This is a genomic window from Kurthia sp. Dielmo, from assembly GCF_000307285.2.
GTDB classification, from domain to species: domain Bacteria; phylum Bacillota; class Bacilli; order Bacillales_A; family Planococcaceae; genus Kurthia; species Kurthia populi.
In genome coordinates, this window is sequence record NZ_HE578962.1 from 123888 (window position 1) to 138621 (window position 14734).

The window sequence follows — 14734 nt, forward strand, 5'->3', positions numbered from 1 at the left end:
AAAACCGAATTCGCTAACTAAGCGCACTTCACTTCTCTTGAACAGCTCGCTCTTGAACTTAGTGATTACGTACACTGGTTTAACAACATTCGAATTCACGGAACACTGGGCTATCTTACGCCTATGGAATTCAAGCAACAACCCTTATAATTTTTGTCCAGTTTAGTGTTGACATACCAAAATTAAAATATGGTAATATGTAGGTGTTATTATTTAAAGAATCATATGGAAGGTGATATAGTGGATAGTTTATTACACTTTGGTGAAGAAGATATTGATGATAAGGAATTAGAACAAGAGATTTTGGAAGAAGACGAAGAGGAAATCCATACTATTCCAAGTAGTGAAAGAAAATTAAGGGTTCAGGCTTATGATAAAAGTGTAGCTGATTTGGTGAGGATGGTTAGAGAATCAGACATTGTTTTAAATCCAGAGTATCAAAGGAATTATGTTTGGGATAATAAAAAAGCATCGCTATTAATTGAATCTATTCTTCTTAATATTCCAATACCTGTGATTTATGCTTCGGAGGAAGATGATAGTTCATGGAATATTGTTGATGGATTGCAGCGATTAAATGCACTTAAAAGATTTTATGAAAATAACTTTAAATTAGCGGGCTTGAAAATTTTAGAGGAGTTAAATGGTCAGAAGTATGAAGATTTAAATCCGAAAGCGAAAAGGATTTTAAATAATGGCAATTTGCGAGTTATCTTGATATTTAATGATTCTCATCCAGAAATTAAATATGATATTTTTATGAGATTAAATACAGGTGCGGTTAAGTTAAATGAACAAGAGCTTAGAAATTGTTTGTATAGAGGGAGTTTAAATGATTTATTAAAAAAATTAGCGAAGAATACAAAGTTTTTAAGTATTATGGGTTTAAAAGCACCTCATAAAAGAATGGTTGACTGTGAAATGATTCTGAGATATTTAGCCTTTTCTGATGGATATAATGCAGAGACTAATACTATTTCGAATTATAAAGGTGCAACAAAACCATATTTGAATACATATTTTGAAGTGAATCAAAATTTATCTTCAGAAGAAATTGGGAAATTAGAGAATAAATTTAATCTAGTTGTAGATTGTGTTTATGAAGTATTTAAAGATAAAGCCTTTAGAAAACTGAATGAAGATGGTTATGAAACGAAAATTAATAAAGCTATCATGGATGTGATTATGATTAGTTTTGAAAAATATTCCCTCTTAGAAATTAAAGCTAAAAAAACGAATATTTTAGAATTGTATCGAGAGATTTTAGCGGATTATAATTTTAATCTATCTGTAACGCAAGCGACATCGGATACTAAAGTAATTGAGTCAAGATTGAAGAATTGGATTAACAAACTTGAATTAGTTATGAAGGTTTGACAATGATGTTGAATAATGAGTTTGAAAGTTATAATAAGTTACACAATGCTTTAAGTGAAGTAAGAGTCTTAATAGATTTTGCTTATGATTATGAAACAACACAACTGAAATATTCAGCTCTTAATAAAAGTGCATTATTGCTATTAACTTCTAAATTTGAGGTATTTGTTGAAGATATAATTCAGGAATATGTTGAAAAGATTAATTCAATAAAGCCTAAAAATATAAATATTTCTGAACAAATTAAGTTGAAACATACTATGTATAAATTAAAGGAACTTAATGGGACTATTGAGCATGACCATAAAAAAGAAATTAACATCGAGATTTTAAAGAATATAGCGAAATTATGGCAAGAGTCTGAAGAATGTTTCGATTCCCTAACAATATCTAATAAGTTTAATTATGGAAAGCATGGTGCGAATGAATTACAAAAAATTTTTAGCAATATTAATATATCAGATGTATTCAGTACGATAGTATTGTATTCTGATGAAGAAGAAACAATGTTAGAAGAAGCAAATATAATAGATTTTAAAACAACATTTAATAATATAGTTAATTTGCGCAATAGGATAACTCATCAGGACATAACTCCCAACTTAACCCATAAACAAATTGAAGGCTATATGAAGATATTAGATAATTTTTCAAATGAAGTTTGCAAATATTTATTTGCAACTTTAGAAGAATTACAAGAACAAAATAATTTGCAAGAGCGAAATAATTCGCAAGAACAATATGAAATACTTGAAGAGTCACTTATATGAAATGGGAATATTTAAGTAATAGTTAGAGTAGTATTTTTTGAATTAAACAAAGTGATTAACAAATTTGTAATATTATACTGCAAAGACTAGAGTCTTTGTTGTTGATTTCGGACAGTTCTCAGTACGATAAGTAGAAGTGGACTGATTGTGGTGAGCCATGAGGGGAATACCAAACGTCATAGCAAGCTCACACAGCTCGTCTGTGATGTTCTGAATAGCCATAGTCGGATTTCAGTATGAGGTCACTGTGAGTGTCCTAGAGCGTCAGGTGAGATTGAGTTTAGATAATAGAAGTGGGCGGTCTTTAGACCAATCGAACTTTTGTTTATTGGGCGTAGTGGTGTCCAATTACACGCACACAGATTGAACATTTTGACGAGATAGCCAACAGGTTATCTTTTTTTGTATTGTGGATATGCTAGGAGCTTGCTAAAGATGGTAGGGGGTACTTTCCTATAATCGTACAGTGTGTTGTGATTGAGGTGTGACTGTACTACAATCACACGAAGAATAAGTCAATGTTATAATGGAATTAAATAACAAAAAATATAGATTAATTAGGGGGAGGAACATGGTAACAAAATTAGAAGAACGTATTGTGTACAAAATCAATGAACATCCATTAGGTGAAACTATTGTATTTGGAATTTCTGTCATAGGCTCAGGTATCTTATGTGGAAGCTTTGTTAATGAATTGACAGTGAATAGTGTTGTTGAGTGGGAAAACACTTTTAAAATAACTCCAACATACTTAATTATAGGATATTTGCTGTTGATATATAGATACAATAAATGTGTGTACATACAGAAAACGAAAATATCGAATTTTGGAAATGAAGAATTTTTATTAAATTATATTCGGAAAGAATTATTGCCTGAAATAGTAGCGTTACAAAAAGAAAAAATTAAAAACGGAGATTTGAGTGGATTTAAAAGCGCAAGTGACATATTAAAGAATTTTGAGAATCCTGATAATAAGGATGGTGGAAAGAATTGAGAAAAGTATTAATTCCAAATAAGGGAATGAAAGTGATAGAAAAAAACTTAAAGAAAAAACCTGAAATGAAAAAAATTCTTATGGAAGCTATTTCAAAATTGCAGTTAGAGGATTTTGAATCGACAGGAAATGTTAGTTTGTTAAGGGGAGAAGAACAAATATATGTTTTGAAAATAAAAGATAATTACAGAATTTTTTACACTTTAGAAAAAAGTAATGAAGGCGATACAATTGTTTTATTATTATCGTTTTTTCAAAAGAAAAGCAATAATTTAAGTAATCGTATTTTGAGCAAACTTTGGAAGAGAGATGATGATGATGATGATGATGAATAAATTTTAGTTAAATTGAAAAAGTAGGTAGAAAAATACCATTTAGCAATTAATTGATGTACAATAGACTTAGGTAGGGCTTTGAACCAAGTTCGTAAATATGTAATACCCCCTAGTGGGATAAACGTTGATATAAAGCCATTTTTGAAGTTTTGGAGTGGCGTATTGGAGCTTCTGGACGCGGGTTCGACTCCCATCGTCTCCATAAGACGAAATCATACGGTTTCAAAAAAAGACCGAAATCCTTTTATAACAAGGGTTTCGGTCTTTTTATTTTAACCGTTTTAGAAATTATAAAAAATAACATATTACGAATAAAAGCGCATGGAGGAATAATTTTATTGTCTGGTTTAACAGAAGCAAATGTTGGTAAGGTTTTAGATTGGGCATATGAAAAAGCTGTGAATGGAATTCCTAGAACAGATACGGCATATGAACTGGCAGAGAGGTACCTAAGCAAAAATTCGAATGTGGAAGTTTGTATTGATAGTTTAGTGAAATGGCAAATTACTAAATGTGCTACTTCCGGGTTTATAACAGGCTTAGGTGGGGTGGTCACGATGCCAGTATCAATCCCTGCTAATCTAGCCTCTGTTATGTATGTTCAAATGAGAATGGTTGCAGCCATTGCTCATATGAGAGGTTATGATTTAAAAGATGATCAAGTTCAAACATTTGTATATGCTTGTTTAACCGGACAAACTGTTAACGAGGTTGTAAAGGGAACAGGAATAAAAATAGGTTTGAAAATTGGCGAAGCACAGGTCAAACGGATTCCAGGTGAAGTCATTAAGAAAATTAATCAAGCTGTTGGATTTAGATTAGTGACAAAGTTTGGTCAAAAAGGTGTTGTGAATTTAGGCAAGATGGTTCCTTTGCTAGGTGGAGTCATTGGTGGTGGTTTTGATATAGTAAGCACTAAAACCATTTCTTATGCTGCGAAAGAAAGTTTTAAATGTACAGAATCTAATAAAGCGAGTGTCATTTTTGAAAAATAATTTAAAATTTAGTTCGTTCTACTTTCACCCACCCAAAAAAGAGCTCCCAACTGGGTAGCTCTTTTTTATTTCTCTCTATTCCACTTCTTCTGCTTTCAACTTCGCAAGTACGTCATTGACCATACCGCGTGATTCTTCCACAGATTTTGTGTTCATGAGAGCATTGCGTAATTCTGCTGCGCCGCCGAAGCCACGTACATAGATTTTAAAGAAGCGGTGTAGGTGGTTGTATGGGCGTTTTGTTTCGTCTGCATATTTTTCGTATAGCTCTAATTGTAATAATAGTAGGTTTAGATATTCTTCAACGCTGCGTTCGCGTGGGTCTTCTGAGAAGGCGAAGGGGTTTGTGAAGATACCGCGGCCGATCATGACGCCGTCGATGCCGTATTTATCTGCTAGTTCTTGGCCGACTTGGCGGTTTGGAATGTCGCCGTTAATTGTTAGTAATGTGTTTGGTGCGATTTCATCACGTAGTTGTTTGATTTCAGGAATCAATTCCCAGTGGGCATCGACTTTACTCATTTCTTTACGTGTGCGTAGGTGGATGGTTAGGTTTGCGATATCTTGTTTTAAGATATGTGTTAACCATTCGCGCCATTCATTCACGTCAGTGTAGCCTAGGCGTGTTTTGACGCTGATTGGTAATCCGCCTTCTTTTGCGGCTTGAATGATTTCAGCTGCTGTTTCTGGATGGTTGATTAGGCCAGAGCCTTTACCGCGTGAAGCTACGTTCGCAACAGGGCAGCCCATATTAATATCGACGCCACGGAAGCCCATTTCTTTCATGCCGATTGCCATTTCTTTAAACATTTCGGGTTTGTTGCCCCAAATGTGTGCCACAAGGGGTTGCTCGTCCTCCGTAAATGTTAGGCGACCGCGCACGCTGTAAATACCTTCAGGGTGGCAGAAGCTCTCTGTATTCGTAAATTCAGTGAAGAAGACATCAGGACGTCCGGCTTCACTTACAACGTGACGGAACACAACGTCCGTTACATCTTCCATTGGTGCTAATATAAAAAATGGCTTCGGTAGTTCTTGCCAAAAGTTATCTTGATTATTCATTGCATATTCTCCTTGTATCTATAGTACTCGATAAAATTTTTCACATCCTAAATAGTATCATTTCTAGCGAGTAGTTGCACAGTTTTAAATTTCAAAACGATGGCGCCGAGGAAATTTTTCAGATGAAATGATTGATTAGCATTTAACGAAAAGCCCAAGGAGCGTGTTTTGGCTACAACATAATTATAAATAAGTGCCAAAGCACGGCTATTTACATATGAAAAAAAGAAGATTTCCTAATTATCGTGCATCATCGGTCAAGGAAAAAATTTATTTACGCGTCATAGCGTAAATACTTATTAAAAATGAGCTGTGAAAAAAGATGATTTTCGCCGGAAATTGCCTAAAAAGGGTCGTTTCGGCTTCCCCGAGGGGTGATTTTGACGCGTTTATGGCGTGATCAACGCAGCTAGCTGTCATTTATTTAAAAAACGACAGCCAGCCGGAATTTTTTGACGTTTTCAATTGAAATAAGCATTCAGGGGCCCCCGAAATGCATAAAAATGGGTCGATTTTGGGTGTCTACGGGGTGTTTTTGTGCTGATTTTGGCGAATGAATAGGAAAAGCTTTGATAACTATCGCCACGACTTTTGTAGTTATTTGCGAAAATTCATCGTGACATCAGATGATTAGCCTTTTTCTAGCCCTATTCACATGCAGCTGACACATATTTAAAGATATGTCGTATGTAAAAGACGCCTTCTGAGGTGATGGGTGATTTCTGAGTGTTTGTTGCGTCATTTTTTCACAGCCCTCATAATGAATGTATCGACTAAAGAAGGATGTGCTGACATGAATGCAGTAGACGTATTAGCAGAGTTAGAAGCATTAGGGACGGAGCGTACGAAAAAATCCTATCTAGCAAGTGGTGCACGTGAGCCGCTTTTTGGTACCGCAACGGGCAAGATGAAGCCGATTTTAAAAAAGACCGGGCTCAATCAAACACTTGCAGACGAGTTATATGATACGAAAAATTACGATGCAATGTATTTTGCGGGCATGATTGCAGAGCCAAATAATATGACAGCCGCTGATTATGAGCGCTGGATGGACGGCGCGTATTTTAATATGCTGGCGGACTATGTCGTAGCGGTAACGTTGGCTGAGGCGGATATTGCAGAAGAGGTGGCGGATCGCTGGATTCATAGTGAGGATGCGCTGCGGATGTCTGCGGGGTGGAGCTGCTATTGCTGGATGCTCGGTAATCGTAAGGACGAGACATTTGATGCGGCAAAGATTTCTGTGCTATTAGATGTTGCGAAGGAAACGATTCATGAGGCACCGAATCAGGCGAGGTCGGCGATGAATAACTTCATTAAGACGGTCGGCATTTCGTATAAGCCGCTTCATGAAAAGGCACTAGCGGTCGCAAAAGAGGTCGGGACGGTCGAGCTGAAACGGGCTGGCAAGAAAAGCACATTTTTAGAGCCCCTTAGCGCGATTGAAAAAGAAGTAGAAAAAGGGCGTATTGGCTTTAAACGAAAGCATGTGCGCTGTTAAATATGGTACACTATGTACATTAACTTTAAAGGAGCGATTGAACAGTAAACAAAAACATTAACAAATGTGGATAAAAGCATCAATAGGTGTTTATGGCTTACGCAAGTACAAACGCAAGTACAAACAAAAAATACAAAAGGATGATGAGTTGTGAAACGTGTATACAAATTAGAGATTAAACCAACTAAAGCACAACGTGAAAAACTCATCAGAACCTTTGGTGTTTGTCGCTATGTCTACAACATGTACATTGCAACGAATCGTGTGAATTATGAGGAAGACAGAAAGTTCATGAGTGGTTACGATTTTTCTAAGTGGTTAAACAACGTTCACACGAAACAGAACCAACAAGACTTGTGGATTAAAACGGTATCAAGCAAGGCGGTTAAGCAAGCGATTATGAACGCTGAACGTGCCTATAAAAACTTCTTTAAAGGATTAAGTAACCATCCTCGTTTTAAAAAAAAGCAAGACAAGATGTAAAAGCTTATTTTCCTAAGAATAATCAGACCGATTTTAAAGTAAAGCGCCACCAAATTAAGATTCCTACAATTGGGTGGGTAACACTAAAAGAGTTTCGTTACTTACCGCAAAATGCAATCATTAAAAGTGGAACAGTATCACAAAAAGCAGACAGATTCTATATCTCGGTCTTATGTGAAGTTCCTGAATGTGATAAGCAAACACCTGAATCAGAAGGTATCGGTATTGATTTAGGAATCAAAGATTTTGCCATTATGAGCAACGGTAAGGTTTATGAAAATATCAATAAAACAGATAAAATAAGAAAACTTGAAAAACGGCTAAAACAAGCTCAACGGAAATTGAGCAGAAGTTATGAACAAAATAAATATAAAAAGGCAGGTGAAAACTGCTACTTTAACAATCGACAAAAACAAATCTGTCGAGTACAAAAGTTACATCAGCGTCTAGCAAATATTCGAGAAAATTATCATAAGAACATTGTGAGTGTATTGGTAAAAACCAAACCAGCATTCATTACATTAGAAGAGTTAAATGTTCGAGGTATGATGAAAAACAGACACTTATCAAAAGCGATTGCAAAACAAGGATTCTTCCATTTTAGAACAAAATTACAGATGAAATGTGAAGCGTATGGAATTGAATTACGACTTGTGAATCGTTTTTATCCTAGTTCTAAATTATGTAGCTGTTGTGGGCATAAAAAAGTAGATTTAACACTGAAAGATAGGGTTTATGAATGTGTAAACTGTCATGCAGTGCTAGACCGAGATTTAAATGCTTCCATCAATTTAAAACAAGCTACAGAATATGAGTTGTTAGTGTCCGTTTAAATGAATAGAGTACGGTGGGCTACATCGGAATTGAAGCCTGTGGAGAGTGATACAAACGTTAGTAGGGGGTACGTGCCGAGAACGCATTCTGAGAAGCAGGAAAAAGCTAGATGTATACTTTTGTATATGTTTTTAGTAGCAGCAACACCATGGCGATTTTAAAACGTGAAGACATCGAGCTAATGCTTGAAGATGCAGAGGCAACATTAAAGGAGCTACAAGCTGGCGAATTAAATGACGTAACAACGGAGTTAATTTCATTAACGAAGGAACAAATTACGGAATTAAAAGAGATGCTTGAGGCATTATAGATGATCGATGAGGAGTCGCTTTTCGCGGCTCTTTTTTTCGTCATGAAACCTTTTGATGATTTCTTTCGTAATACATGATGTAAGTTTGAAGAAAAGAATATGATAGAATAGATTTTTATGTAAATAGGTGTTAGAGGTGAATTTTTTGAAAAGAGATATAAATTTAGGAAAGCGAGAAAAGCTACTCCTAGGGCTTGTTGTGCTAGCGTTTATCGAAGTTATTTATTTTTATTTTCGTGGAAAGCCCTATAATGGTATCAACAGCTTAGGGGACATGCCAAACTATGTCATGATTGGGTTAGTGGCCTTTTTTATCGCATATTATGCATTAATTGAGAAACAAAATATTCGTAAGAAGCACTGGTTAATCGGCATTGCATACGCCGCATTAGTCGCGGCACCATTCGTATTTGAGCGCGATATTCCAAAGGTGAATGTCGAGGACGCGCAGGACTTAATTGCGCGTACAGAGGGTGGTAAAATTGTGAAGGACCGTGAGTACAGCAATAAAATCGATACGTACGAGGGACAAGAAGTGTATTTGATTGCGCTTGAGAAAAAGGATAATGTGTATCGCTATGCATTTAATCCGTATCTAGAGCAGTACTATCCATTTTCAAATTAGGGAGCGATGACAATGGAACATTTATTTACATTACAAGCACGCTGGCCAGGTGGTCGAAATGCGGTGGGAGATATTGCGGCGGGGAATTTACAGACGCAGGTGTCGATTCCAAAGGAGATGGACGGACCGAGTATCGGGACGAATCCAGATGAAATGCTATTAGGGGCTGCGGCGACGTGCTATATGATTACGCTCGCGGCATTACTAGAACGCGCAGGTATTGAGACGAATACGCAAACGCTTCAGTCAGAGGGCTATGTTGATGTAACAAATGGGGTCTTCACGTATAAGAAGATTATTCATAAGCCGACGATTGAGTTAATGCCAAATGCGTCGGAGCGCGACCAACAACGTGCGAAACGTTTTGCCGAGAAGGCAGAGGAGACTTGCATGATTAGCAAAGCGCTTCGTGGTAATGTACAATTAGAGCTACAAGCCACGATTCAAGTAGCTCGAGTGATTTAATGAGAGAGCCGGGGATTTGCTTCCTTGGCTTTTTTTAAAGGAGAATGAAAGAAATGCAACCACATATTTTATTAATTGACGGTATGGCGCTACTATTCCGTTCGTTTTATGCGACGGCACCAATGCGTCAGTTTTTCCCGCGACAGGACGGCACACCAACGAACGGTGTACAGGGCTTTGCGCGTCATGTATTAAGCGCGCAAAATATCGTCCGTCCGACACATATGGCGGTGTGCTGGGACATGGGCTCACACACATTCCGTAACGATTTATTTGACGGCTATAAAGCGAATCGTACGGCACCCCCAGAGGAGATGCTACCACAATTTGATATGGCGCGTGACGTGTCAGAGATGATTGGTTGGAAGAACTTCGGTGTGAAGGGACAGGAAGCGGATGATTTAATCGGCTCCATCGTCGAAAAATGGAAAAATGATGCGCAGATTACGGTTGTTAGTGGCGATAAAGACTTACTTCAATTAGTGAATCCGAATACAACAATTGCGTTAACGAAAAAAGGTTATACGGAATATAATCCGTATAATTTGGCGCGTTTTACAGAGGAGTATGGCATTTCGCCAGCGCAGTTTGCAGACGTGAAAGCATTTATGGGGGATTCAAGTGATGGGTACCCGGGTGTGAAGGGCATTGGTCCAAAAACAGCGCTACAGTTAATCCAAACATATGGCTCGGTAGACGGCGTATTAGCTGCGCTTGCGGAATTAAAACCGGGTCAACGTCAAAAAATTAGCGACAACGTAGACATGCTACAATTGTCGCTACAACTTGCACGTATTAATACAGCGGTACCAATCGACGCTAGCATGGATGAGTTATTACTTCCAATGTGGACGAATGATACGCTTGATTTAATGCATCAGCATGAATATCGCCTAATCGCGAATCATGCGCTAAACATTTTTAAATAATGGTTTAATGTGTACGAAGGTGAGCGCGTGTGCGTTGTCTAAATAGTCAATCTTTTCGATGCGGCTTTCTCGGCTACGCGTGCCTAAATCTTGTACGAATAACTGAAGGCGGCCATGTTCAACAGTGTAGTTAACAAGGACGGTCCAGTGATAGTTATAGCGTGCCTTTTTAAAGAAAAACGGTGTGAAATAACGATCGAACTTCAGTGCAATCGGCTCTCCTGCATCAATCGCAGCGAGGGCTTTTTGTTTGGTGACACGTGTAATTTGCCAGTTTGGACCGAGTAAATGCTTAAGTCGGCGAATCATGCGCCATGTAAATAACCCAATCGGTGTCGTACCGAGCGCTTTATATAAGTAGTTAATCGCAACGGGTTGCTTTAGGTAATGCTGTAAAATCGCCTCGACTGCTGTCGGGCCACATGCAGACGATTGATAGCGTTCGTTCACAGAAGCATCGTATTGCGATTTGGCCTTGAGTTTAATCATTTCGCTTTTTCATAGCCATCGCGTACGAGCTGCTGAAGCGCTGTACGGAATGACGGGAATGACTCGCTTTTTAGTGAATAGCCCGTTGTAATAAAGTGACGTACAACATCTGGATTCATACCAGAATGCAATACGCGAATGCCCATGATGGCTAATGTTTTATTGAGCTTTTCAAAGCGCTCTGTTAATAGATGCAGGTCAATGTAGTTAAAGTCACTGACATCGATGCCAGTAAAATCAATCACCATGCATTCAGATAACGGCTTCTCAGCGACATAATCAAAAATAGCCTGATCAATATTATTGATGCGCTCAAGCGTGAGAATGCCTGTTAGTGGAACGAGTACAACGTTTCCTAAAAATGATTCGATTACGGGTGCAGACATCGAACTTAAAATAAGCTCATACTCTGCAATTTTCGCTTTTAATTGACTGTTTTCATGTTGTAAGTCCAATCCAATCACCACCTTGCTTCCATTGTAGCGAAATTTACTAAAAAAAAGAACTAATAAAAAAAGGAATCCGCCGGTAAAGGGGGATTCCTTTTAATTATGCTTCTTGTGCGTCTAAGAAGTCTGTTACTTGTTCTGGAGATTTTGCGTTTGCGCTGTGTAGGTGACCTACTTTTTCGCCGTTTTTGAATACAGCAAGTGTTGGGATACCCATTACTTCGTATTTTTCAGCTAGTTCTGGTAGCTCATCGCGGTTTACTTCATACCAAGTGTATTGGTTGTATTGCTCGATGATTGGGTCGATGAACATGTTCATGCGTGTGCAATCTGGGCACCAGCCAGCGTAAAATTTCACGATCACTGATGGTTGTGTCGTAATGATTTCTTTAAATTGTTCAACAGTCGTAATTGGTTGCATGTTGAATCCTCCTCATAATGAATAACTTCTATCCTAGTGTACACTGTTTTATAAGTTACTGAAAGTAAGTTGGTTTAATTTTTTTGGAAATCGTTTAAAAATGGAAAAGGAAAAAATTATATTAAAAGAGGAAATTGAATTGAAACAGAAAATTTTAAACTTTTTCAACAAAAATGACGTTTTTTATTGCATAAAAAATGGAAAACGTGCTACTATGAATTTAGAAATCGCAAGGCCATATTTTTTTTAGATAAAAATGAATGGTTGTTCATTCAAAATTGGAAGGGGCGAATTGTTTTATGGTTAGACGTATTCAAAAAGTTGCGGTCATCGGCTCTGGGGTTATGGGTTCAGGTATCGCTGCGCATTTAGCAAACTGTGGTTTTGAAACGCATTTATTCGACATTGTGCCAAATTCATTAACAGCGGAGGAAGAGAAAGCGGGCTTAACACTTGAGTCACCTGCTGTTCGTAACCGCTTTGTAGATAGCGCAATGGCGAAGCTGTTAAAGCAAAAACCTGCACCACTCACAACGAAAAGAAGCCTAAACAACATTAAAACAGGGAACTTAGAGGATGATTTAAAGGAACTGTCAAAAGTTGATTGGATCATTGAAGTGGTAACGGAAAACTTAGCAATCAAAAAGTCTTTATATGACAAAATTGAATCCGTTCGTACACCTGGAACAATCGTTTCTTCTAATACTTCAGGCATTAGCATTGATGCGATGGCAGAGGGACGCTCGGAAGATTTCCAAAAGAATTTCTTAGGAACGCACTTCTTTAACCCACCACGCTACTTAAAGTTATTAGAAGTGATTCCATCAAAATATACAGACCAAGCAGTGCTTGATTATATGCTGGCATTTGGTGAGGATGCGATTGGTAAAGGGGTTGTGCTAGCAAAAGACACACCAAACTTTATCGGTAACCGCGTCGGCACATATGGTCTCATGATTACACTACAAGTAATGCGTGAAAAGGGCTACTCAGTAGGTGAAGTGGATTCGGTGACAGGTCCATTAATTGGCCGCCCATCGTCTGCAACACTGCGCACCCTAGATGTAGTAGGACTAGATACCTTCATTCACGTAGCAAACAATGTGTATGACAACACAACGGGCGAGGAGCAAAAGGTATTTGAAGTACCGGCTTACTTAGCGAAGATGGTTGAAAATGGCTGGCTTGGTGCCAAATCAGGACAAGGTTTCTTCCTTAAAAAAGGCAGAGATATTTTAGAGCTTGATTTAGATACATTTGAATATGGTCCACGCAAAGCATTGGAAACGCCTTCAATCGCCGCGGCGAAGCAGCAACGAGGTCTGGCGAATCGTGTGAAATCACTTGTATACGCAGAAGACCGCACAGGGGAGTTACTGTGGAGCATCATTGCACCAACATTACTTTACTCAGCAGAGCTAAATGGGGAGATTTCGGATTCGATTCTTGGTATCGACCAAGCGATGAAGTGGGGCTTCGGCTGGACACAGGGACCATTTGAAGTATGGGATGCAATCGGTGTGACACAATCGGTGGCGCGTATGACGAAGGAAGGCTACACTATTCCAGCATTCGTCAATGCATTACTTGATAAGGGCTATGATTCATTCTATACAACAATCGATGATGAGCTGCATTACTTCGACGGTACGGACTATGTGAAAGTGCCACGTAATGAAAAAGCCATCGACCTTGCACTATACAAAAAGCAACACGGCGTATTAAAGAAAAATGCTGGCGCAAGTGTTATTGATTTCGGGGATGGTGTTCTTCTATTAGAATTCACTTCAAAATCAAATGCACTAGGCTTAGATACAATGCAAATGCTGAACTACGCACTGGATTTATTAGACCAATCAGATGACTTTATCGGTTTAGTGATTGGGAATCAGAGCAAAAACTTCTCGGTTGGCGCGAACTTAGCGATGATTCTAATGGAAGCGGAAGATGACAATACATTTGAGCTAGATGCAGTTGTGAATGCTTTCCAACAAGGCACACTGCGCATGAAATATAGCAAAAAGCCAGTTGTTGCAGCTCCGTACAATATGACACTTGGTGGCGGTGCAGAGGTTTGTTTAGCAGCGGCACATATCCAAGCGTCAGCGGAAACATATATGGGTCTTGTCGAAGTTGGTGTTGGGGTCATTCCTGGCGGCGGCGGTAACAAGGAGCTTTATATGAAGCAATTAAAAGGCCTACCAAAAGGCGTGAACATCGATTTATTAAACATTGTGAGCAAAACGTTTGAAACGATTGCAACAGCAAAAACATCGATGTCAGCAGAGGAAGCGCGCGACAATAACTTCCTTAACTTTGCGGACGGCATTAGCGTGAATCCAGATCACTTACTATATGATGCGAAACAAGCAGTTATCGGTCTTGTAGCAGAAGGGTACCAAGCACCTACACGTGAAAAAGTACCAGTAGTTGGCGAGACCGGTTATGCGGCGTTACTACTTGGTGCGGAGGGCTTGAAAAACTCAGGCTTTGCATCGACTTACGATTTAGAAATTGCGAAGAAGCTAGCGTATGTATTAGCAGGTGGACTTGTTCCATACGGCACGCTTGTAGATGAGCAGTATTTATTGGATTTAGAGCGTGAAGCATTCATTAGCCTCGTACAAAATGCGGCGACACAACAACGTATGCAGCACATGCTATTAAAAGGTAAACCGTTACGTAATTAGTT

15 protein-coding genes and 2 pseudogenes are annotated in these 14734 nt (G+C 38.4%); 13 read left to right on the forward strand and 4 right to left on the reverse strand.

All coding sequences use genetic code 11. The features are described from left to right. Positions 1 to 36 precede the first annotated feature (36 nt). The 6 genes and pseudogenes from KTHG_RS17310 to KTHG_RS17335 form a co-directional block, all read left to right on the forward strand. Positions 37 to 150: pseudogene (locus tag KTHG_RS17310) on the forward strand (IS3 family transposase); the annotation flags it as partial. Between the two features lie 90 nt (positions 151 to 240). After that, positions 241 to 1377: a DUF262 domain-containing protein gene (locus KTHG_RS17315; protein WP_186439680.1), complete on the forward strand. Its 1137-nt coding sequence runs from the start codon at positions 241 to 243 to the stop codon at positions 1375 to 1377. 2 nt (positions 1378 to 1379) lie between these two features. Continuing rightward, positions 1380 to 2147: an MAE_28990/MAE_18760 family HEPN-like nuclease gene (locus KTHG_RS17320; RefSeq protein ID WP_139995542.1), complete on the forward strand. Its 768-nt coding sequence runs from the start codon at positions 1380 to 1382 to the stop codon at positions 2145 to 2147. A 571-nt stretch (positions 2148 to 2718) separates the two neighbouring features. Beyond that, entirely contained in the window at positions 2719 to 3144 is a 426-nt protein-coding gene (locus KTHG_RS17325; protein ID WP_139995544.1) for a hypothetical protein, read from the forward strand. After that, entirely contained in the window at positions 3141 to 3479 is a 339-nt protein-coding gene (locus tag KTHG_RS17330) for a hypothetical protein (protein WP_139995546.1), read from the forward strand. Before KTHG_RS17325 ends, KTHG_RS17330 begins: the two co-directional genes overlap by 4 nt. Positions 3480 to 3817: 338 nt before the next feature. After that, a complete protein-coding gene (locus KTHG_RS17335; RefSeq protein ID WP_255512496.1) occupies positions 3818 to 4474 on the forward strand; it encodes an EcsC family protein in 657 nt (218 codons plus the stop codon). A gap of 75 nt (positions 4475 to 4549) precedes the next feature. Here KTHG_RS17335 and KTHG_RS17340 read toward each other — a convergent pair whose 3' ends face one another. Next, entirely contained in the window at positions 4550 to 5536 is a 987-nt protein-coding gene (locus KTHG_RS17340; RefSeq protein ID WP_139995548.1) for a tRNA dihydrouridine synthase, read from the reverse strand. A gap of 793 nt (positions 5537 to 6329) precedes the next feature. Here KTHG_RS17340 and KTHG_RS17345 point away from each other — a divergent pair. The 6 genes and pseudogenes from KTHG_RS17345 to KTHG_RS17370 all read left to right on the forward strand — a co-directional run bounded on the left by KTHG_RS17345 (position 6330) and on the right by KTHG_RS17370 (position 10683). Then, positions 6330 to 7037, forward strand: coding sequence for a DNA alkylation repair protein (locus tag KTHG_RS17345; RefSeq protein WP_139995550.1), 708 nt, complete (start codon positions 6330 to 6332; stop codon positions 7035 to 7037). A 150-nt stretch (positions 7038 to 7187) separates the two neighbouring features. Continuing rightward, positions 7188 to 8353 (forward strand): annotated as a pseudogene (locus KTHG_RS17350) (RNA-guided endonuclease InsQ/TnpB family protein). A 110-nt stretch (positions 8354 to 8463) separates the two neighbouring features. After that, on the forward strand, positions 8464 to 8664 hold the full coding sequence (locus tag KTHG_RS17355) for a hypothetical protein (RefSeq protein ID WP_139995552.1): 201 nt from the start codon (positions 8464 to 8466) through the stop codon (positions 8662 to 8664). Positions 8665 to 8809: 145 nt separating this feature from the next. Next, on the forward strand, positions 8810 to 9289 hold the full coding sequence (locus KTHG_RS17360) for a lysoplasmalogenase (RefSeq protein WP_255512497.1): 480 nt from the start codon (positions 8810 to 8812) through the stop codon (positions 9287 to 9289). A 12-nt stretch (positions 9290 to 9301) separates the two neighbouring features. Continuing rightward, complete coding sequence (locus tag KTHG_RS17365; RefSeq protein WP_370362822.1) at positions 9302 to 9754, forward strand: OsmC family protein; 453 nt, start codon at positions 9302 to 9304, stop codon at positions 9752 to 9754. A 44-nt stretch (positions 9755 to 9798) separates the two neighbouring features. Next, positions 9799 to 10683 carry a 5'-3' exonuclease gene (locus tag KTHG_RS17370; RefSeq protein WP_139995558.1) on the forward strand — a complete coding sequence of 295 codons (885 nt, stop codon included), beginning with the start codon at positions 9799 to 9801 and terminating at the stop codon, positions 10681 to 10683. Here KTHG_RS17370 and KTHG_RS17375 read toward each other — a convergent pair. From KTHG_RS17375 to KTHG_RS17385, 3 genes are all read right to left on the reverse strand, one after another. Further along, positions 10666 to 11172 carry a C39 family peptidase gene (locus KTHG_RS17375; protein WP_139995560.1) on the reverse strand — a complete coding sequence of 169 codons (507 nt, stop codon included), beginning with the start codon at positions 11170 to 11172 and terminating at the stop codon, positions 10666 to 10668. The two genes, KTHG_RS17370 and KTHG_RS17375, sit on opposite strands and share 18 nt — an antisense overlap. After that, positions 11169 to 11627: an STAS domain-containing protein gene (locus KTHG_RS17380; protein ID WP_126989862.1), complete on the reverse strand. Its 459-nt coding sequence runs from the start codon at positions 11625 to 11627 to the stop codon at positions 11169 to 11171. Before KTHG_RS17380 ends, KTHG_RS17375 begins: the two co-directional genes overlap by 4 nt. A gap of 94 nt (positions 11628 to 11721) precedes the next feature. Beyond that, complete coding sequence (locus KTHG_RS17385; RefSeq protein WP_139995562.1) at positions 11722 to 12042, reverse strand: thioredoxin family protein; 321 nt, start codon at positions 12040 to 12042, stop codon at positions 11722 to 11724. A 299-nt stretch (positions 12043 to 12341) separates the two neighbouring features. On the opposite strand from KTHG_RS17385, the gene KTHG_RS17390 reads away from it, so the two are divergent. Next, the gene (locus tag KTHG_RS17390) at positions 12342 to 14732 is read left to right on the forward strand and encodes a 3-hydroxyacyl-CoA dehydrogenase/enoyl-CoA hydratase family protein (protein ID WP_139995564.1); all 2391 of its coding nucleotides are present in this window, start codon (positions 12342 to 12344) and stop codon (positions 14730 to 14732) included. The last annotated feature ends 2 nt before the right edge of the window (positions 14733 to 14734 follow it).